Below are 23407 nucleotides of genomic sequence, written 5' to 3' on the forward strand. Positions count from 1 at the left end.
AGTCCCCTTTTAAAAACGTCACGTTGTCACCTGCCAAAACGAGTCTGCAGGTGCAGTGCTTGTCTCTGCTTTTTTCTCATATTTCTTTAAAAGATCCGCAATGTCTGTTTTTTCATTACTTGTTTTTTCCGCTTCATTCTCCGTGCTGTTCCAGCCGCCCAAAAGCGGGTAGTGTTTTTTTCTGAATTCCGGCGGCTGAGGCGCCAGGTGATGTTCCCGCTGCCTTTCACCTCTGTATTCTTCAACGAGGATATGAGCATTTGTCCCGCCGTCAGGAAATGAACTCTGAGCTGCGACGCGGGGTTTCTTCTCTGAATGCCAATCAATGGGTTCACGATTAAAATGAATACGCGACGCTTCAAAGTCATAATGTTCAAATGGCTCACGCGCTGATAAGAAAGGCGGAATCCGCTTATGATAGACGCTCAGCACACATCGGATGAAGCCCGCAAGACCTGAAGACAGAAGCAAATGCCCTACATTCGGTTTCACCGATCCGATCCGGCAGGGCAGAAGCGTTTTCCGGTTCAGCTGATAGACATCTGAGAGCGCCTTGATTTCCACCGAATCAACGATTGGGGAACCGCCTCCGTTCACTTCTATATATCCAATGTCTTCGGGCGACTTTTCCGCTATGTCAAGCGCAGTTTGAATGGCGTCTCTCTGCGCTCTTATATTCGGTGAACCGGGACCGAGCGTCCGGCCGTCATTGTTTACCGAGACGGCTTTTATGACGCCGTAAATACGGTCTCCGTCCCGCACCGCATCGCTCAATCGCTTGATAAAAACCGCCCCCGCTCCTTCTCCGAGCACTTCTCCCGCTGATTCACGGTCGAATATATGAAACACGCCGTTCTCATTTAAAATATGGCGCGCTCCGAATAACCGGTGCGCGGACGGAGATAAGAGCAGACTCACCGAACCGACTAAGGCCGCGTCAATCCTTCCGGCCAAAAGGGCGTCTTTTGCAAAGGACAGCCCGATCAGCCCTGAGGAACATGCTGTATCCACGACAAGGCTCGGCCCTGTGACATTCAAAAATCGTGAAATGTTGGCCGCTAAATAGTTTTGCCCCGCCCCCAAAATCGGGTTAGGCGCCTGCAGGATATGTTCCATACCGGCTGAAGGCTGCGCCCTGCCGCCGATGTACACGCCGACTTTCCGGCCCGATAAATCCTTTTGGCCGTACCCGGCATCATAAACGGAATGAACCGCTTCTTCTAATATGATCCGCGCCTGGGGGTCCATAATTGCCGCGTCTTTTTCAGAGATGCCGAAAAAGCCCGCATCAAACATATCGATATCATCAATCCACCCCGCATAATCCTTTGCATTTGCTGTTGCATGCCAGCGCGTTGCGGGGACAGGCCGGATGGCGGTGTTTCCTTTCATCAGCAGCTCCCAAAAAGCATCCGTTCCGCCCGCCCCCGGAAAACGGCAGGACATGCCGACGACGGCAATATCGTCTTCAGTATCCGCTTTCGGCTCCATGAATGTTCTCTCTTCAGCGTCAGCGATTAAATCAGGCTCTACGTCCCTGTCTTGAACGAAACCATTTTCTTTTGTCACAAAATCGGCTTCATGATGCGCTGCGAAATAGTCAACCATTTCTGTAATCGTTTGATATTGAAGCATTAAGGACGGTGTTAACTTAATGCTGATCCGTTTTTGCAATGATTGAACCAATTCCGCAAAGAGTATTGAGTCAATCCCGTATTCATCAAACGGCATATCATCTTTTATCCGCTCATCCGTCATTTTCAGTTCTTCGCTGAAAACGGTGCGCACCCATTGACGAATCATGTCCTTCACCTTTTGGTCACCGGCAGTGCTTTTTTTCACGGGAGCTTCAGATTTCTTCACCTTCAGAAGATCACCAAAATCAGCCTCACTGTCTTCGGGAACACAAGGAATTCCGCAGCTTTGTCCGTTTAAAATGATGTAATCTAAAAACTTCAGTCCGTCTTCGGCAGACAGCCTGGAAAGTCCTGATTTTTGATAAGCAGGTGTTTCCGGCAGGCCTTCAGCCATGCCGGTTTCTTTCCAGACGGGCCATTGAACGGCTTTAACAAACACGTTCCCTTTACCTGCTTGATGATTTGCAAAAGAGTCCATAAACGAATTAGCCATCGCGTAGTCACTTTGCCCCGCAGCAAGCGAAGGGATCAGGCCCGAAACGGATGAGAACAAAATAAAAAACGACAGCGGCTCATTCTGAACAGCTTCATAGAGACCGCGAAGCCCTGTTACTTTCGGCGTGCAAACGCTTTCGATTTCAGTTTCGGTTTTGTTATAAAAAGCGGGGTGTTCTCCCATTGAACCCGCGCAATGAAAAACGCCGGTAATCGATCCCATCGTACCGCGGATACTGTCCGTCATGTTCCGGAGCCCCTTTTGATCCGTAAGAGAAACGCTGTAATAGCGGATCTCCGCGCCCCGCTCGGCTAACCTCTGCATCCGCTCGGCTTTTTCCGGGAGAATGCCGTCCTTTTTCATGTCTGCCCACTTTGAGGAATCGGGAAGCGGCTCCCGCCCCATGATGACCAGTTTCCTGCATCCGCGTGATACGGCATGCTCCGCCGCAATTGCGCCGATCCCGCGCGATCCGCCCGTTATTAACAGCACATCATCAGACGAATAGGAAAGCTCAGGCGCCGCCGAAACATTCACACCCTGCTTCAGAAACGGCACATAACGGCGATTCAGCCTGTAGCAGCATTCACTGACGCTTTTGGCCCGGGGCTGTAAAAATTCAGTCTCAATCTGTCTGCTTAATTCTTCTGTATGCTCAATCTCACAATCGCTATCTATCGTAAAAGAATGAATGTTGGCATACTCAGCGCCCAGCATCCGGTACAGCCCCGCCGTTTTCGCCCCTTGCATCAGAGGTTTACTTTCCTTGAAAGGCTGAAGGCGGTGTGTCACTTGGCTGAACACAGCGCCGCTATGACGGAATGATTCAAGAGCCTGCTGTAAAAAGGCAAGCTTTCCGTGTTCTATCTCTTCCTGCCGTTCATATTCCGCGTCATATGCGGTTATGTCGACGACCCCGAGTATCTGTTTGTTTTGAAGAGACTCCCGCACTCTGCCGTAAAGGTTTCGCCCCGATGCGGCGGCGTAATAATCAGCGCCGTCTTTTGCCTGATGGATGAAGCAGATCGTTTCAATATGGCCGTTTCCTTTAAAAAGAGCATCGGCCAATCGGCTCGTCTTATCAGTTGCAAGTATCATTACTGTTCCTGATAATGCTTCAGATTCCGCCGGATCTTGCTGCTTCCAGTCTTTTTGAAGAATGATCTTTTGGTTTTCCGCCGGTTCGTCTGTCTGTTTCCGGATATCCGCAGGCACAGGCACCCAATACCGCTCCTTCGCGAACGGATATACAGGAAGGCTGACCCGTTTCGGCTTCTCTCCTTCGTATAACAGGCTCCAGTTAACGGCGGCTCCTTTTGCCCACTCAGTGAGCAATCTGGAATATTGCTGGTTTTTCAACAGCTCGGCCATTCCACTTGATGAAATATCATCTTGAGCACGTCCCCGGAAACATCCTTCAATTTCTGTTTTCCGTTCAAGCACATCCTTCAGTTTCGCTTGCAGGCCGCAAACGGATGTAACGATCAATGCCAGCCGTTCAGGCATCGCTTCTCTGCCAGCTTGAAGCGTGTAGGCCAGGTCTTTAAGGTTGACTTCTTTTTCCCGTAAAAAGCGGTCATACCGTTTGACATATTCTAATAGGCGATCTTCATTTTTTGCCGAAAGCAGAAACAGAACCGGCTCGTCTTCCCGTATATTTACCGATTTCTTTTCAGCCTGCAGCGGCAGATATTCTTCTATGACAAAATGGGCATTGCTCCCGCTGGCGCCAAAAGAACTTAAACCCGCTCTTCTCGGCTGGTCAGGATGTGACGGCCGTTCCCATTCTTCCAGCCGGTCCGCCACATAAAACGGCGTGTCCGGAAACGGAATATGGGGATTCAGCGTGTCCGCGTGCAATGACGGAAAGATTTCTCCATGCTTCAGCTGCAAAAGCACCTTTGTTAATCCGGCGATCCCGGCTGCTCCTTCTAAATGGCCGATATTTGATTTGGCAGAGCCGATGGCGCAAAACCGCTTCTTGTTTGTCCATTTGCGGAAAGCGCGGCTCAGCCCTTCAATTTCAATCGGATCACCCAAAGACGTGCCTGTTCCGTGGGCTTCAATATAGCTCAGTGTCTCCGGATCAATGCCGGCACTCTGAAAAGAATCTGTAATGACTTCCGCCTGTGATGCCGGATCAGGCACGGTCAAACCGGATGTTTTTCCGACATGGTTTAAAGCGGAGCCTTTTATGACGCCATATATCGGACAGCCCATTCTTTCCGCTTCTTGAACGGTTGTCAGTAACACCGCGCCGACGCCTTCTCCCGGCACATAACCGTCACCGCCGTCGGCGAAGCTTTTGCAGACGCCTTCTGAAGACAGAAATCCGGCATTCGCCAAAAACGCATATTTATGCGGGTGTGTGACCGCATTCACACCGCCGGCAAGGGCGAATTCGCACTCCCCTCTTTTAATGCTTTCACATGCCAAATGTATGGATGTGAGCGAAGAAGAGCACATCGTATCAACAGCCATTGACGGTCCCGTAAAGTTCAGGCAGTGAGACACGATATTCGGAACAGAGGCAGGCGTCACGCCCATAGACAGCGGTGTACCCCGCTGTGTGATTTCAGCCCCGAACAGCTCATAATGGCTCCAAAACACACCTGCGAATACCCCGACGCGTTTTCTCTTTTGCGAAGATGGCCCGCGCGCCGTTCTGTCCTGATAAAAACCGGCATCTTCACAAGCTTCCCAAGCCGTCTCTAAAAACAGCCGTGCCTGCGGGTCCATCATTTCAGCCTGGCGAGGAGTCAGATTGAAAAACAGCGGATCAAAGCTGTCTATGCGATCTAAAAATCCTCCGTAACGGTAGAACTGATCTGCTTCATATGAGAAAGGATAACCTTTCCATCTGTCTTTCGGCATTGTTGTGATGCAATCTTTCCCTGAGCGCAGATTTTGGTAAAATTCATCAATGCTTCCCGCCTGCGGGTATCTTCCCGCCAATCCGATTACCGCAATATCGTGCTCTTCTGTATGTCTCTCTTGTTTTTGGCTCCTTCTCTTTACAGCTGCATGGGATAATGAAGAGCGGTTCTTGTCTGCCATCGGAACCAATCGGGCCATGCTTTCAGTTACAGCCGGCTCCTTCCCGTATAAAATAACAGATTGCAGCTTGCCGAGACGCAGCATATATTCAAGTGAAGCCATCCCTTCCCCGGCCGGAAGCGGGCTGGTGCCCGTTGCATCATTCATGATCTCTTTCATCAAGCTGTCAACCTGCATGCCGCCATCTTCCCAAAGCGGCCAGTTGATTGTTATAGAAGCCCCGGTCCGTTCGCCTTTTTCCGCTTTGCAATCGCGATATTTCATATATTCATCCATAAAAGCGTTCGCCGCGGCATAATCTGTCTGGCCCGCATTTCCGGCCAACGCCGAGAATGAGGAAAATACGGCGAAAAATTCAAGCGGTTCATGCCGTGAAGCTTCGTCCGCATGAATCAGGCCGCTGATTTTCGGCAGGAACACCTGCTTCAAGTCAGAACTGTCTTTTTGGATGATAAATTGATCTTTTAAAACACCGGCGCAATGAAAAATGCCCGTCAGCCGGCCGAAGGTTTCTGTAATCTGAGCAAATGCCCGCTCTGTTTCGGCTTTGCTGCCGATGTCCGCTTGAACGTAAAGAACTTCTGCGCCCAATGCTTTCAGTCTGCTGATCTTCTCAGACTGTTCAGGCGAACGGCCGATGAGTGCGAGCTTCACCTTTTCTTTTTCTGCAAGGTGACAAGCAAGCAGAAATCCAAGACCGCCGAGACCTCCTGTAATGACATATACGCCGTTTTGTTTCCAGGGAGACTGTGTCTGCCCGTCCAGTTTCTCAATACGTTCGAACAATCTGATCTGCCGTATATTGTCTTTATACCGAATGTCTGTGCAGCCTGCATGAGAGCAGTCTGCTTCTGTTCTAATGATTGCGGCCGTCTCACTTGGCAATCTCTCATTCTTGTCACAGAAGGTAATCACCTGAGTGCGAAGAGCCGGATTTTCCAGATGTGCCGTTTTCAGCATAGCCCCGAGAGCGGAAGACAATGCCGCTCCATCCTCAACGGCGCATACAAGCTGAATCAATGTATGTTCTTTCGGATGGTCTGTCAGTTCCCGTTTGAGCATACGAAATATGCGCTCGGCATCTGCTTCAAACTGCTCATCTGCAACCTCATGCTCCCTTTTCAGTTCTATCACTTCCGCTTCCGGGCAATGTGTGCCGAGTTCACCGGTGAGACGGGGTCCTGCATCGGCAGCGATAATGAGATGACGGGTGTGTTTTTGCCCGTTCTGCACCGCCGTTTCCAGCGGATGATCTTTCCAGGCGGGTTCAAAAAACAGAACCTCATCAGCAATGTCAGCATCTGATGTATGCCGTTCTTCGGCCGAATCTTTCAGCACACAGCCCGCTTCATTGATAAGGTAATCCGCAAGGCGGCGGACAGAGGAATATTCAAAAAGCAGTGTCGGATAAAACTGCTGCTGAAAAGTCTGCTCTAATATCTTTACAAGCTTCAGCAAATGCGCCGAGTCAAGCCCCATATCATAAAAGCCTTTCCGCACATCAATATCCTGTGCCGGACGATTGATCAACCTGGCGATTTCCGACTTTATGTAAGTCACCATGTTTTGTTCCGGCGTTTGCTGTTCAGACACGTCTTCTGCGGCCACAGAATTTTCCGACTCACCACGGCCGCTTCTGTTCTGCTGAGGCGGCTTCTCTTTGTCTATCAGATGGGTAATCATATTCGCTTGTCTGACCCTTTTTACTGTCAGTTTCTCACATTCGGCCAATACGTTCCCTGCCCTGTCGTAAATCGTGAAGTCAGCCGAATAAACATCAGGTTCGCTATCTGATACGCCGCTTTCAGTGCGGCTGTTTTTCGCAGAATAAGTGTAAATCGTTTTCGGAAACGGCTGATACATGCAAAAACGATCGATCATAAAAGGAATATAAGGTGTGTCATTCTGCTTTTGGGCCGACAATGCAAAGGAAGAGCCGGCAAGGGTGGACGCATCTAAAAAAGCCGGATGCGCCTTAAATTTCTCCCGGAATCCTTCAGCCAAATCACTCAGAGTGAGCTCCATTAATTCTTCTTTATCCTGAAGCTGATAAACGGCCCCTTCATTTTTCATAAACTCGCCATGCTCAATATGGCTTCTTCTTGCAATTCCGTAAATGTCATGCATGTCCCATTTTCGGCTTGCGTTTTTCATGAACGCTTCAATATTCAGTTCTTTTGCCCTGGGCGTGTCTTCTTGCAAATAAAGCTGGCATTCCATATTCTCATCCCGGTTTCCGCCAAGCGGTGTGCCGTTTTTTGCTTTTTCGCTAGTAATCTCAACTTTCCAGCTGTCACGCGCCGGCGTAAAGGTCACATACAGGTGTTTATCAAACTCTTCAGATGTTACAACAGGCTGCTTAAAAATGATCTGTCTTAATTCTATAGGCCTTTCACCGAGATACCCGGCGGCGAGCCGATACAGCATATCTATTAAAGTCACGCCCGGGAGGACGCGGATTTGATGAACGCGATGATCCCGGACGATATAATTCGTATGGCTGATTTTCTGCAGGAACGTTTTGACTTGATCGGTGGCAACTGCCAATCTATCACACCTCGCTTATTTCAAACATTGCTTCTGTGCCCGCCTCATTTTCTTCCGCTTCGGACAACTGTGCTTTTTCAGGCCAATACCGTTGTTTTCGGTATACTGTCTGGCCGCCTTTCGGTTCCATGGCCGCTTTTCGCTCTTTCGGAATTCCTTCGTTGCTGACAATGATATGGGCATTATTCCCGCCCAAACCGAACGCGCTGACCCCGGCCCTGAGTATCTCTTTTTTTCCGTCCCACCGCTTCAGCTCAAGCACAGGATAAAGCGGCGAATCATTAAATTGAAAGCGGGGGTTCGGCTTATGGCAATGCAAAGTCGGCGGCAGTTCTTCATTGGCAATCGCCAGCAAAACTTTGATGATTCCCGCCGCGCCCGCCGCACTCAGCAAGTGGCCGATATTGCTTTTGACGCTTCCTACACCGCAAAATTGTTTTTCATCGGAATAAGCAGACAAGACATTGGTTAATCCCTTTAATTCAATCGGGTCGCCGATCAATGTACCGGTTCCGTGCGTCTCTACGTATGTCATGGTGTCCGGATCGATTTCCGCTGATTGAACCGCCTGCTCAATCAAGTCCTGCTGCGCCCGGGGATTCGGCGTCGTCACGCCCATTGTGCTGCCGTCATTATTTATCGCAGAGCCGTCAATAACGCCGTATATTTTATCTTCGTCTTCTATCGCTTTTTCGAGCGGCTTCAGCATCAGCACACCGCAGCCCTCTCCGATTCCTGTTCCGTCCGCATCGGCATCGAAAGATTTTGAACGGCCATTTGGCGATAAGATTCTCGCCGCGCTCATTGTGAGAAAAGGTTTTTCATCAAGCAAAATGTCAACCCCGCCCGCAAAGGCCGCTTCCGCTTCTCCATTTTGAATAGCCTGCACGGCCAAATGAATTGCCGTAAGCGAACTGGAGCAGGCCGTATCCACGACCAGGTTGGGCCCTGTAAAGTTATAAATGTGCGCCATGTGTGCGGTAATAAAATTTTGCCCCGCGCCAATAATCGCGTCTTTTTGCAAATATTGAAATTTCTGATGGAACGCACCTGCCCTTGCACCGGCAAAAACGCCGATACGGCGGCCCCAGAGATCCTCTTTTTGATAACCGGCATCGGCCAAAGCTTCCGCGCTCACTTCGAGCCACTGCCTTTGCAGCGGGTCTATCATCGGTGCCAGCGTTTCTGAAATATTGAAATACTCCGGGTCAAATTGATCAATATCGTGAATAAAACCGCCCCATTTACTGATGCTTTTTCCTTCTTGATATTCACCCGGCTGATAGTGTTCCCCGGCGTTCCATCTGTCCGGCGGAACTTCAGTGACGGCATCCGTTCCGCTGCGGAGATTCTTCCAAAATTCTTTTATATCTCCCGCTTTCGGAAAATGGCAGGCCATGCCGATGATCGCAACCTTTCCCCGTTTCCCGGGGTTATCTGCCGTTTTTTTGCTCCGTTTCGGCGTCTTCTGCAAAGGGACCTTCTCCGCGGGAACTGCTGCATCTGCCGAAAAAGCTTCCGGACAATGTACGGCTAAATAATCCGCGAGCTGTTCTATGGTAGGGTGTTCCAGAAGGACAGTCGGATCAATTGAAACGGACGGCAGTTTTTGATCGATCTTTGTCAGCACTTGCGCCAGAAAGATAGAATCCATTCCGTATTCCTGAAAAGGCACATCGATATCCATATGCGTTTCATCGATACTCAGCTCTTTTGCCAAAAGCGACCTTAGCCAAGATTGAATATCAATCCGGTTATGTTCCCGTTTTTTTGTTTCAGGAGGTTTGGAAGCTGCTTTCATTCCTTTATGGGCGGCTGGCTTGGCATTTTCCAGCGCTTTGGCGTCCCAATCATGTTTCACTTGTGCCGGCAGCACGACAGCTCCGGGTCTTTCTCTTAAAATGTAATCAAGCATCTTGAGACCTTCAGCGTCAGAGTGCCGCAGCAATCCCGTTTGCTCATAAATCCCGCTTTTTATATCCCTGCTCATGCCCGTCTCATCCCATGCCGGCCATTGTATGCTAATGATGCCGCTCTCATTGTTTTCTGCAAAATAGTCCATGTAAGAATTAGCCATCGCATAATCGCTCTGTCCCGCCGCAAGAATCGGGACGGCTGCTGAGACAGATGAAAACAGGACGAAAAATGCCGGCGCATCATCCTTTACACTCTCATACAGACTGTGAAGGCCGTCTGCTTTCGGCGCGAGCACCCGCGCGATACTGTCTTTGGATTTGCGGAGAAAAGCAGGGTTTTCACGGTCCGCAATTCCCGCGCAATGCAGAATGCCTCCGACAGGTCCGAGCGTTGTGGTTACCTCTTTTATAAGCCGTCCGACGGCCTGCTTATCCGTCAGATCAACTGCTGAGACGCACACTTTTACACCTTGTGATTCCAGCTGCCGGATAAGCTGTATTTTTTCCGAAACGACAGGGTCTGTTTGCTCAAGATCCCACTCGGTTTTCGGCGGCAGCTCCTTTCTGCCTGTCAGAAGCAGTTTCTTCACACCGTATTCGGAAACGAAATGCTTGGCGCATAAAGCGCCGAGTCCGCGCGTTCCTCCGGTTATCACCAGGACGGCGTCTTTTGGAAACGCAGTCCGGTCTGTTTGCACAGCTTCTGGTTCAATCTGATCAGTCTGCTGAAGAACATAGCTGAAGCGCATGCCGTCCCTATAGCAAACAGCAGACTCCGTTAAGTCTGATTCAATTTCTTGTTTAATAAAAGCGGCTGTCTGCTCCAGCGGCCCTTCAGGATCAATATCGGCGTGACAGGTGAGAATATGGCTGTATTCATGCCGCAGCATGCGATAAAGCCCCGCTTTTTCAATACCATGCATAACGGCAGCCTTATTTTTGAAGGCTTCAAGCCCTTTTGTAAGATAAAGCATTTTCATGTTTTCTTGTCCGCGGCCGTATTCAATCAGCTGCTGCAGCGATGCCACCCAGCTGATGTCCTGCCGCTTTTGTCGGGAGCCGCAGCCGGTGAAGTCAATAAACCCGGAATAGATGGCCGCGTTCGGACCCTGTAAGAAAGAGATGAGCTGATTTTCCTGCACAATGTCAGCATCATTCAGGTGTTTTTTCACCTCGGCGGCAAGGTCTTTTGTATCTTCAGAGACGATGAGCGCTATTTTGCTGTTGAACGGCTCGGATGAAGACACTGCCTCGCACGGTTCCCATGTTTTTTGCAATAATACTGTTTTTTGATTCGAAAGCGGCAGCTGTCCCCGTTTCGGCACCCAATAGCGGTCGGCTCTGAACGGATAGGAGGGCAGGCTGATGCGGCGCGGTTTCCTGTCCGTATACAGCTGCTCCCAATCTGTGTCAAATCCGTTTGCCCAGAGCCGCAGCACTTTCCTGTATTTCTTTTTCTCAAGCCAGGCGCTGACGAGGTCAGCCGCGTCTTCATCGTCTGAGAACATGGAAATCGTGTTATTCTCGCGTTTTTTACGGCCGCTGATGATATCTTCGCTGTTTTTTCCCAACAGAAACGCGTTCAGTTTTTCAGTCAGTTCCTCTGCGGAGCCTGCAATGATTCCCAGCCTCGCTTCCATCGCGTCCCGTCCGGTCTGCAGTGTGTATGCGGCATCTGCAAGATCGATATGGCGGGATGATCCGTTCTGGATAAAATCGCGAAGGAGACGCGCTCTTTCTTTCAGCCGCTCTTCATTTTTAGCTGACAAAACAAAAAGAGATGACGCTTTCTCACTGGTTTCCTGCTGTTCCGTCTCACTTCTGCCCATGTATTCTTCAATAACGATATGCGCATTGACACCTCCGAAACCGAATGAGCTTACACCCGCCCGGCGGGGCAGGACCCGGCCGTTTTCATCACGCAGCGCTTCCCACTCCTTTGTTTCTGTCACAATGTAAAACGGACTGTCCTTCAACTTGATATGGGGATTGATGTTCTCGCAATGCAGACTTTTGGCGAGCGTCCGATGTTTCAGCTGCATCAATACTTTGATAACGCCCGCAATACCTGCTGCGAGCTCCAAATGTCCGATATTTGTCTTCACTGAGCCTATCCCGCAATATCCGCCCGGCGCCCCCTCTGTTTGGAAAGCTTTTTTCAATGCATTGATCTCAATCGGATCTCCGAGTGCCGTTCCGGTTCCGTGCGCTTCTATATAAGTGATCGTTGACGGGTGAATACCGGCTTTTTGATAAGCGCTTTTCAGCACATCCGTCTGAGCCTGCGGATTCGGCGCGGTAAGTGACGCTGAGCGTCCGCCGTGATTTTCCGCTGTACCGCGGATGAGGCCGTAGATGTGATCCCTGTCACGCTCAGCCTCTGAAAGCTTTTTCAAGACAATCATCCCGGCACCCTCTCCTCTGACATAACCGTCAGCCTGATCAGAAAATGTTTTGCAGCGCCCGTCTTCACTGAGCATGCCTGCTTTTTGAAAACCGATATGCCCTTCAGGCGTGACGATCGTGTTGACGCCCCCTGCGACCGCCATATCACAATCTCCCGTTTCAATGGCTTTTACCGCGCGGTGAATGGCGACTAAAGAGCTTGAACAAGCGGTTTCTACCGGCTCGCTCGGCCCGTGGATATCAAGAAAATAACTCATTCGGTTCGGCCCGACGGACGGCACGATTCCGGTCATCGTATACCCCTCGACAGGAAGACCCGCCTTATTGATTAAAGTTTGATATCCGCTTCCCAGTGTGCCGGTGAAAATGCCGGTTTTTGTTCCGGCAATCCGTTTTGCTGAGTACCCCGCGTCTTCAATGGCTTTCCACACATACATCATTAATAGACGCTGCTGAGGATCCATCATTTCAGCTTCTTTCGGAGATATCCCGAAAAACAGCGGGTCAAACTCGGCGATTCCATCTATAAAACCGCCCCATTTAATTGACGTTTTATTTGCATCCGCTGCCGGATCGCCGTAATATTCGCGCCAATCCCAGCGATCTCGTGGAATTTCTGTGATGCAATGCTCTCCTTTTTGTAAACGTGTCCAGAATTCATCTATGTCTTTCGCTTGCGGAAAAATACCGCTGATTCCGATAATGGCTATCGGTTCGGTTTTTTCTTCTGATTTTCCTTTTACGGATACGGGCGTTTCCCGCTTGACATGAACGGCCGCCGGAGCTTCAGCTTTTCTTATTCCGGCTTTTGGAGCGGTTTTTAAACGCTCTCTTTCTAAGCCGCTGAATGCTTCTTTCCATTCAGATATCAAATGGCCGCTCAGTTTGCGCAATGTCGGAAATTCAAAGAAGATAGTCGGGCTGAGCTCAAGCTGATAAGACCGATTTAATAGATTTGTAAATTCAGTGAAAATGATCGAATCAAATCCGTATTCCGTCAGTTCGCTGTCAGCCTCAATATCTTTCATGCTTACCTTTAAAAGATCTGATACATGCCGCTTTAGTTTCTCTTGAACCTGATCTTTCAGATCTCTTGCATCTGCCACTGCCGGAGCTTTTCCGGCGGCGCTTTGTTCTTCGCCCAGATCGAAAATATGGCGGCGGATCCGTTTTTCGTCGCCTTCTGCCACCATGACCTGGTGTTCTCCGGAGGCAAAAGCGGCGTACAGCGCTTGGATGCCTGAGGCCGATCGCATGGCTTTCATTCCGGTCTGTTCGTACATCAGCCGTTCGGTCTCTTTGTCCACGCGCATACCGCCTTCTTCCCAAAGCGGCCAGTTGACAGACAGAGTCTTCCCGCTCCGCTCGTTGTCCCGCACGAGACGGTTCCGGCGGGCTGCATAAACATCCATAAATGCGTTGGCTGCCGCATAACCGGCCTGCCCCGGATTTCCCATACCTCCAGCCAAGGAAGAAAACAGAATGAAAAAGTCCAGCCGCACATCTTTCGCTGCTTCATCAAGATTGATAAGCCCTTTCACCTTCGGCGCCATGACGGTCTTCCGTTCGTTTTCTGTCTGGTTGAGAATGTAATTGTCAGCGATCACGCCTGCGCCGTGAATGATCCCGTCGAGTGTTCCGTGCTCCTCCTGTATGTCGCGGACGAGGGCGATGACCGCCGCCCTGTCTGTCACGTCTACCGGTTGATACAATACGCGGGCACCCGACGCTGCCAAGCGCCGTAAGCGGGCGGAGCGCTCTTCATCAAGCACTTCTTCCCTCCCTGTTAATACGAGGACGGCGTTTTTGACGCGGGAGGCTATTTCTTCAGCGAAAATCAGGCCGATGCCGCCCGCTCCCCCGGTGAGGAGGTAGACCCCTTCGTCTTTCCACGGAATGGCGCCGCTTTGAGGCGCCGGCAGATGACGCCAGTTTCTGACGAGACGTTTGCCGTCTTCATAACGGATTTCCGCTTGTTCAGGATGCGCCCGGTTTTCTTTCAGCTTGGCAAGAAGCGCCGAGGCTGACTCGTCCGGATCGGCTTGGATGACTTGGCCGTACAGCTTCGGATGTTCAAGGTGAGCCGTTTTCAGAAAAGCGGCCAGCCCCGCCAATACATTGTCTTCCCCCCTGTCGGGGACAAGAAGCTGGATCAGCGTTTTTTTCTTCTGTTTTTCTTTGATAAGACGCGTGACGATCGCTGACAGCTCCGCCGCGCAGGCGTCATAACGGTCTTCAATCGGACCTTCGCCGTCAGCCGCACATACGGCGCCGCCGCTTATGTCCTCAGCGTTCATTCCGCCATACAGCGTCACGTATCTGAAAGACGCTTCTTGTCCGCCGCCTTCATCCGGCGGTGATTCCTGCCACTTTGGCTGAAGCAAGAGCGGTTTTTCCTCCGTTTCCTCTTCCAGAAAACGGGCGGTGAGCCCCGTCAATCGGACACATACCGCGCCGTTTTCATCACACAGCTCAATATGATAGGCGCCGTCCGCTGAGGAAAGCACCGCCCACATCGTCTCCCGGCACGCAGAAAACACCTGCATATCCTGGAGGGCAAACGGCAGAAACGGCCGTCCGGACGCGGAACCGTCTGAGAGCACGAGACCGATAGAAGCCTGAAGGGCGGCGTCCAGCATGCTCGGATGCAGGATGAACGGCTCCTTTTCCTCGCGGGCGGACGGCGGAAGAGTGAGCTTCGCGAGCACTTCTCCGTTTCCGGCATAGACGGCGTCAAGCGCCTGATGAGACGGTCCGTAGGTGATGCCGAGGCTGTCGAACGCTTCATAGCACTCAGCCTTTGACAAGTGACGGCCGCCGCAGCGCGCCTGAACCGCTTCCACATCGAGAACAGGAGCACGCTCCGTCTCTTCGAGCACGGCCTTTCCCTGGAAAAAGACAAGCGGCTCTTCTCCTTCGGCATACGCTTCAAAAGCAATATCTCCGTTTTCTTCCGGCTGAAGCTTTACATGAAGCGTCACTCCTTCAGAAAGCGCCGTCACCGGACGGAGCCAAACGATCTGTTTGAGCCTTACACCCGTTTTCCCGCCGGGTAAGTCTTCAGCAGCCAGCGTAACGGCGGCCCGGGCCATTTCTAAAGCAGCCGCGCCCGGAAGCACCGGTTTTCCATTGACGATATGATCGGCAAAAAACGGTTCATGCCCTGAAAAAACAGAAGTAAAGCGCTGGGCGGTAAAGGTCGATGTATTCGTATGGAGCAGCGGATGGAGCTTTTCACGTTCAGCTGAATTCCGGCTTTCAAGCTCCCTCTGAAGATGATCGGATGCCCAATACGTCTGCCTGGCAAACGGGTAGCCCGGCAGATTGCCGATTCGCGGCAAAGGTCCGCCATAAAGCAAGTCCCCTTCGATTTCATAACCTTGACAATAAAAATCTGCCAGCACGCATAACAGCTCCTGATATTTTCTATGGTCAGAATATGAGGCGCTGCACTTGCCGAGCACTTCTATTATGTGCTCCTGAATATGCTGACGGCCTGCAAAGTGCTGCGGTACTTTTCCCGAAAACACATAAGGATGATGTTCATTAAGCTTTGCCTGCTTCCATACATACACTGCGTCATCAGCATCTTGCACTACGATGGCGGCGCGATGGTTAAAGTGATGCCGTCCTTTTAGCAACGTGTAGCTGAGCTGGGCTAGATCATTTTCTTTCAGTCCGCCATTTTTCGCCCAAGTGATCATATCTTCGATTTTTTCCTGAAGGGCCTCCTTTGTTTTTGCAGACAAAGTCAGTAAATATGCAGGGGCATCCGGATGAGGTGAAGCGCTGCGCTTATAGCTTTCCATAACGATATGGGCATTTGTTCCGCTCATCCCGAATGCGCTGACTGCCCCCATTCGGTTTTTACCCGGCAGAGAAGGCCACGGTTTACCCGTTTTATTCACATAAAAAGGACTCTTCTCCCAGTTGATATAGCGGTTTTCCCCGCTGCAATGCAGACTGGCGGGAATCATTTCACGGGAGAACGCCTGTAAAAGACTGATCAAACTGACAATGCCTGATGCGGAAAACGTGTGGCCGATATTGGTTTTAATTGATGTGAGCGCGCAAAAAGCTTCTTCGTTTGTATAGGCAGAAAATGCGTCATAAAGCGCGTTAATTTCCACCGGATCACCGAGTTTTGTACCTGTGCCGTGTGTGACGATATATTCGATATCTTCAGGGTTGATACGGCCCCGGTCATAAACGGAAGTAAGCAGCCGGGTCTGCGCGACGCCGCTCGGAGCGGTAATTCCGTTTGTTTTCCCATCATAATTGATGCCGCTCGCCCGAATCACCCCGTAAATCGGATCACCATCTTTTTCCGCCTCTCTCAGCGGCTTCAGAACAACCGCCGCGGCCGCTTCCCCCGGAACCATGCCGTCAGCCCTTTTATCAAACGCGAAGCATTTCCCGTTTTCCGACAGCATTCCGGCTTTATCTATCGTTTCAAAAAAGTCCGGGGTATTCATGATATTCACCCCGGCCGCAACAGCTGTTGTGCACTCTTTATTCTGCAGGCTTAATACCGCCTGATGGACAGAAACGAGCCCCGAAGAACATGCTGTATTTATGGCCATCACAGGACCTGATAAATTCAAGTGATAAGCCAGCCGTGCCGCCAAAATACCGTTATGATGAGACGTGACATTGCCTTTGTCCCGTGTTAAAAGGTGATAATCTCCTTCTTCCGCCCCCACAAACATACCGATCGTCTGCTGCTTGATGTGACTGGCGCCGTAGCCGGCGTCCTCAAGGGCCCTCCACGCTTCCTGAAGAAGCAGCCGCTGTTTCGGATCCATCGTTTCAGCTTCCCTCGGCGATATTTCAAAAAATAAAGGGTCGAATTCGTCCGCCCCCGGTACAGCGCCGAGTTTCCATTTTGAACTTGTGAAGCCTTTTTTTGCGACCGGTGCGACAACGTCCTTTTCCTGAAACAGAATGTCCCACAGCTCGTCCGCCGTGCGCGCCTGAGGAAATCGGCCGCTCATGCCGATAATGGCAATGGAATCAGCTGCCTGACTGCCCTCGGTTCCGGCGTTCAGCTTATTTCTTCCCCTCTGCTTCTTTCGCTTTTCCGTTCCTGCCTTTTCAAAGACAGATTGATCTGCGGATTCAGGTTTCTTTTCTTCATAGACATGCTCCATGACGGACTTGTGTTCCGTCAGAAAATAGCGGACGACCTTCTCCAGTGTGGAATGTCCGAAAAACAGGGCCGGTGTCACTTCAATCCCGTAATGGGCGGACAAAGAAGAGGCGAATTCCGCCAAACTGATAGAATCAAAGCCGAAATCAGCCAGATTGTCAGCGTCCGTCAGTCTGTTCTTGTCTATTTTCAAAAGCCCCGCCGCCAGTTCTTTCACATCCCAGCTTACGCATTCTTCCAGTGTAAAGCCTTTCATTTCACTCCGCCTTCCTGAAAACGGGACGTTCCTGTTTACAGAACCCGAAATCGGCCGTTCGCCTTGATCTATCTGCAGGAAGCGTTTGGCCCTCGACGGAAAACCGGCCAGGACGAGATACTGGCTGGACGGCTGGACTAACAATGTTTCAAAAGCTTCGAGTCCTTCCTCAGTGTATAAATAACGCTGTCCGCTTGATTTTAAATACATATCGGTGCTTTCCGCCGTGCCGACATGCATCCCCCCTTCTTTCCAAAGCGGCCAATTGATTGCAAGTGACTTGCCGCTTCTGAGTCCGAGGCTCACAAGTTTATCCCGGTGACGGACAAAAGCCATTTGGAAGCGGTTCCCCATCGCGTAGTCACAAGAACCGAAGTCTCCTAAAATCGCTGAAGAAGAAGAGAAACAACAGAAGAAGTCAAGCGGCTCCCGTGACAGAACCTGATCTAACACCGCGGTGCCGTCCGCTTTTGGCGATAAGACTTGCTGAAAGGTTTGCAGATCTTTCTCCAGAATGCTTTCAGTGCCTTGAAGACCTGCAGCGTGAATGACACCGTGAATCGGCCCGCATCCTTTCTCTTTCACTTCTTGCAAACCTTTCTCCATCTGAGCCTGATCAGCGGCATCCGCCTGCACGTAAAACACCTTGGCGCCTGATTCTTCCAATCTCTTTATCTTGTTCAGTACCGGGCCATCTGCCGCTGATCTCCCCGTCAAAATGAGCGTAACCGGTCCTTTTTCAGAAAAATATCCGGCAAATAACAAGCCTAACCCCCCGCATCCGCCGGTAATCAAGTACGTTTTTCCGCTCTTTATCACACGCTTCTCGCCAGGGGCAATATCCGTCTGCTTCATTTCCATGACGCGACGGATTTCCCCACTGTACATGACACTGCGGAACGACGCGCTGTGAAGTTCTTCACATACGTTATAGATCAGTTTTTCTAACGGTCCTTTTTGTCCAAAATAAACCGCGGCCGTATCCGTCTCCGGCAAGATCAGTTTCAGCGACCGTTCCAGCCCGATCCATGACTCGGCGTAACTGATATCGGTATCGCTCCCGCACTGAGCGGAAAGAAGGATCCGCCTCGGTTTAGAACGCAAAGAAGCAGCTGCGCGGATCACATGATACAGAATGGAATAGTCTTTCACGGCCTTTTCATCTTCAAGCGGCCATCCATATAAAACGGCATCCGCTTTGCCTGCAGCCGTTTCAATATGCCGAAACGTTTCTTGATATGCTTGTCCGTCAGTGATTTTAATTTGATAATGCGTGTTTGAAAGCTTTTGAGTTTCCTCACCCTGTGAAATAAAAAACACGCCGGATTCCGGATAAAGGGATTGTAAAGACTGATAAGCATGCTTTCTGGCAGCTTCTCCCGTAAGAAAACAGATGACCGTTTTCAGCTCTTCATGAATGGATTTCTTCAGAGGCTGCTGAGTCCACATTTCTTCAAATATCATCATCTCGGATTGTTCCTTTTGCCCGTGATCCTGCTGAGACGGCTGTCTCATTCTCACCCCTTTGATTTCTGCGCAGACAATGCCGGTTTCGTCACAAAATTGAATGTCACAGCCGGTTTGATTCTTTTTATTAATATACATCCACATGCCGGATGAGCACGGACGCATGACGCGCAGTTCTTCAACCGCTTCAGGCACGATATGGACTGACGGCTCCGTTTTGGCCAGGACATGAAAAGCTGCGTCCAGAAATTCCGGCGGCAGATGATATCCCGGATTACGTCCGCTTTCATCTGTGAGAGCAAGCTTCGCCCAAACCGCACTTTCTCCCGCATAAAGCTTTTCAACGGTGCGGAACTCCTTACTGATCGTTACACCTGATGTGCCTGGTGTTTCATAATCGAATGAAAGCGGGCGGCAGTCTTTTTGTAAGGAGGCAATATCAAGCACGCGGGATGGCTGTATGTTCCCTTGTCCGATGATTCCATAATGATGCAGCTTCTCTTCGTCACTGTATATTTCATAATGGATGCCTTCCTCGTCTTCAGACAGAAGGGAGAGATTGACGCCCGCACCGTGAAGTCCGCCGGTAATCGGGTCAGTCCATGCCGCTGTTCGGATCCATATCTCTTTTTCTTCAGAGCTGTCTGCCGCATGATGAAAAGCCGCAAGCGCCATTTCTAAATAAACGGCTGCCGACAGAACCCGCTCCCCGCTCACATCCTGGAAAACGTGTTCCCGGCCTGTAAAAGATGTATGATAGCTTTGCTCCGCCAAGGTTGACGTATTTTCATGCAGGAAAGGATGCACATATTCAGTTGTTCCTGCTTTTTGTTCTTCCCGCTTCATCCAGTAGCTTTCTTTTGCAAATGGATAAGACGGCAGACTGATACGATGCGGCAGCGCGCCTTTATATAAAGATGCCCAATCGACGGGCGTCCCGTGAACCCAGGCATTCAAAAGACTGTCAAATTGACGTTTTTCCATCCAATCACTGACTGTGCCTTCCGTCTCCGTGACAGCACTATCACTCCGGCCCGTAAACACCCCGCTTACAGAACCAGCATTATTCAGAAAAGCAGTCAGCTTCTGTTCCAATTCAGAAACAGAGTCCGCTGTCATCGCCAGCCGTTCTTCCATCGGGACCCTCCCGACTTGAAGGGTAAATGCCGCGTCAAGCAGGTTCGCATCTGTAATTGTTCCGTTTCCGGCGGCATCCGACAGCAACAGAGCCCGCTCGCGCAAGCGGTCTTTATCTTTTGCCGATAAAACAAAAAGCGCCGGACGGCCGGTGTCTGCCGAAGTCATTTCAGCCGGTTCATACTCTTCTATCAGCAGGTGGGCATTTGCACCGCCCGCTCCGAAAGAAGATGTACCCGCGATTCTCGGATATTCCCGTGTTACTCCTTCAGATTCTATGACCGGCCGTCTCCATTCCGCTGTTTCCTGCTGCACGATAAAAGGAGAAGTTTCAAAATCAATTTCCGGGTTCAGCTGCTTTGAATGCAGCGACGGCACCAGATATCCGTGTTTCATCTGAAGAAGAATTTTGGTGACCGCAGCAATGCCCGCCGCACTTTCCAGATGTCCGATATTGGATTTAACAGAACCGATGGAACAAAATTGGTTTGCATCCGTATAGCGGCGGAAAGCCTTGGTTAACCCTGCGATTTCAATCGGATCTCCCAAGGAAGTGCCGGTGCCGTGGGCTTCCAGATAGCTGATTGCTCTCGGGTCAATCCCTGCCCGCTCCATCGCATCTGTGATCACTTCTCCTTGTGCATTCGGATTCGGAACGGTGAACCCGTTCGTTTTGCCGCCGGCGTTCAGAGCGCTTCCTTTAATGACACCGTATATATGATCATGATCTTCAACAGCCTTCTTCAACGGCTTTAACACGATACAGCCGACGCCCTCTCCGTCAACAAACCCGTCAGCCTTATCACCGAACGCTTTGCACGCGTTTGACGGTGACAGCATTCTCATAGAAGAAAGTCCGATATAATGAACCGGATCTGTAATCAGGTTTACGCCGCCGGCAATCGCGCATTCAGATGCACCTGTTCTGATGCTTTCTGCGGCGAGATGAATGGCGGTTAAGGATGAGGAGCATGCGGTATCGACCGCGATGCTCGGACCGTGAAAATCAAACACATAGGATACGCGGTTCGGGATAAAGTGATAGTGGGCCCCTGTCGGATAGTTGCCGTTCATGACACCCGCAAAGACACCAACCTTTTTACCGGCGCATAGTGAATCAGGGGTATATCCGGCATCCTCCAGGGCCGCATAAGCGGTTTCCAGAAACAGTCTCTCCTGCGGGTCCATGCGCTCCGCTTCTTTCGGGGAGATTTTAAAAAACAGCGGATCAAATTTATCAATATCTGTTAAAAATCCGCCCCACTTTGTATACATCCGGCCTTCCTTACCTTTTGTCTCATCATAGTAGTCCCGCCAATCCCAGCGGTCTTTCGGAATTTCGGTGATTCCGTGTTCACCGGTCTTTAACCGTTCCCAGAACTCATTAACATTTTCAGCTCCGGGATACCGTCCGGCAAGACCGACAATTGCCACTTCAAGGTGTTTTGACGGCGGTTCGGAAGCGGGCGGCGCTTTTTCAGAAAAAGATGCCGCTTGGCGCTTCGTCAATCCCGCGCTTTTGTTGCGGCTTTGCTTTTTCTGTAGAATGTGCGGCCCCTTTTCGGCTTCTTTATTTGTCTTGAAAATCCCAGCCATATCTTCCTGTCTTGAGCTGACGAGATATTCCGCTAATCCGCCGATTGTCGGATACTCGAAGAACAATGTGCTGCTGATATCAGGTATGTCTTCCCGCACGCGGTTGGTCAGCTGTACGATTAAGATGGAATCGATTCCGTATTCTTCCAGGGGCGTATGGGCTTGAACGTCCTCAATCGGCATCTTTAAGATGGCGCTGACGATCTGTTTCAGATACTCTGTGCTTTTTTCAAGCAAAGAGCCGGATGATGCCGCTTCAGTATGACGGACTTCTTCAGAAAATTGCGCATGCAGTTCGCGCTCCTTCGTTTCAGCCAAGTATGCGGCAAGCTCTCCTATCGTCCGGTATTCAAAAAACAGCGTGCTGCTGATATCAGGGACGAGATCCCGCAGCTCATTCGTCAGCTGAACGATCAGAATAGAGTCAATGCCGTATTCATCCAGAGGAGCCAGCGGATTTATCTCTTCTGCCGGCATTTTTAATACTTTTGCCGCAGCCCTTATCAGAAAAGCCGCTGTCTTTTCCGAAAGCCCCTCTCCCGCTTGTTTGATTGGGAGCTGACGATCAGAGGATGTTTGCGGTACGTTTGATTGGCGCTTTTGCGCGGTGTGAGCTTCCCTGCTCTGCCTGATGACTCCGTTGCTTTTCGCCGTGATAATCTGCTGGGTGTGCAGACGTTCGTTTTCAGCCGGAAATTGAATGGAATGAAAACCTTCAGCCATTAAAACGGATTTCCATGTTTCCGGATAAAGACCGGGACACCCCGGAATCCGCAACGCCTCGTCTTCGTACAGCCACCAGCCCTCTAATAAGCCGAATGTAACATGTGTAAACGGCGTATGCCCGCCCAGTTCATTAACAAGCAGCAAACCGTCCTTTTTCAATACGGCTTTTGCCGTCCTTAAAGTTTTCCGGATATTTTTGGTGGCATGCAGCACGTTTGCAGCGATAGCGATATCGTAGGTTCGCAGATGTAATCCCTGGCCCGCCGCAGGCTGCTCCACATTAAACAGCTGATACGTCAAATACGGATTGTCCGCGCCGTATTCCTTTTCGGCATGCATTAAAAAAGCTTTTGACAAGTCGGTATAACAGTATTCCTGAATATGGTTTTGATAGGGGCGGAGCTTTTTAAACAGTGTGCTGCTCGTTCCGCCGGTGCCCGCTCCGATCTCCAGCAGACGGATGTTTGCATCAGGATTGTTTTTCATTACATTTTCCACATAAATACACGCTTCATTTGCCAGCACATCGTTGTAATAATCAGCGAGAATATTATGCTTATAGATTCCTTCAACAAGCTCCATTGAAGAATCGGGAAACATCACGTCAGTGGCTTTTATTTTGCCTGTTAAAATGTCAGGCAAAGCTTGAATGACGGTATCCGCCAGCAGAACCTGCGCTTTCATATCCGGATCTTTCAGCCATTCGTTTTTCTTCTTATGCCACTCTTCCCAAACCGCGGCCGTTTCACCGCTTTTAAAATCTCTGTCTAAAAGACGGATGCTTTCTTCCAGCCAGCGTTCATATAAAGGCAGACAGGAAGCCGCCGGCGCTTCGCCGGTCAGACCCATTGAACGCAGCGTCACCCGCAGCACTTGCAGCAAAAGCCGATTCAATTCTTTCATTTGATTGCTTATTTCTGTTCTTAAGGATAACTGTGTACGGTCTTTTTGTTTGTCTCCCTTACCCAAAACCTTATCCTCCTAAGAAAATTAAATTTGCTCCGTCATTTTGACAGG

The 23407-nt window shown here is 50.4% G+C and carries 2 protein-coding genes; both read right to left on the minus strand.

The features are described from left to right. Positions 1-18: 18 nt before the first annotated feature. Positions 19-7737, minus strand: coding sequence for a type I polyketide synthase (locus NSQ37_RS18090; protein ID WP_341124399.1), 7719 nt, complete (start codon positions 7735-7737; stop codon positions 19-21). A gap of 4 nt (positions 7738-7741) precedes the next feature. Beyond that, positions 7742-23359: an SDR family NAD(P)-dependent oxidoreductase gene (locus NSQ37_RS18095; protein WP_341124401.1), complete on the minus strand. Its 15618-nt coding sequence runs from the start codon at positions 23357-23359 to the stop codon at positions 7742-7744. Positions 23360-23407 lie beyond the last annotated feature (48 nt).

Origin of the sequence: Bacillus sp. FSL P4-0334, assembly GCF_038004825.1 — a bacterium.
GTDB lineage: Bacteria > Bacillota > Bacilli > Bacillales > Bacillaceae > Bacillus > Bacillus velezensis.